This is a genomic window from Nocardioides korecus (assembly GCF_054778395.1).
Genome location: NZ_BAAGZO010000046.1, coordinates 1 through 583 on the forward strand (window position 1 = coordinate 1; position 583 = coordinate 583).

1 protein-coding gene is annotated in these 583 nt (G+C 29.0%); it reads left to right on the forward strand.

What is annotated here, in order from left to right:
- Nucleotides 1-583: proton-conducting transporter transmembrane domain-containing protein (locus ACYVDA_RS20775; protein ID WP_460820444.1), on the forward strand; the 583-nt coding region annotated here is incomplete at both ends.

Sequence of the window (583 nt, forward strand, 5' to 3'; positions counted from 1 at the left end):
CTACAACTGCAAACCATGCTATTGAAATTAGTGTATTATTAATTGTTGTAGGTCTATTATTCAAAGTATCTGCAGCTCCATTCCATAGTTGGGCTCCAGATGTTTATGATGGAGTACCTACAGTAGTAACAGCTTGGTTAACAACTATGCCTAAAGTATCTTTATTAGTATTCATCTTAGAATTCCAAGGATTTACTCAATTAGGTAACTGGTCTTCATGGACATATTTATTATTAATTAGTTCTCTATTATCACTAATTATTGGTACTGTTGGAGGTTTAGCTCAATATAGAATTAAACGATTATTTGCATTTAGTACTATTTCTCATGTTGGATTCTTATTATTAGCATTAGCTATTAATAGTGAAGAATCAGTAGAATCATTCTTATTCTATCTAGTACAATATTCATTAACAAATGTAAATGTATTCTTCATTTTAATTGCATTTGGATATTTATTACAAACTAAAGGATTATCTACTTATTCACCTGTTCAATATATTAACCAATTAAAAGGTCAATTACAAGCAAATCCTTTACTTGGATTAAGTCTAGCTATTTGTTTATTCTCTATGGCTGGTAT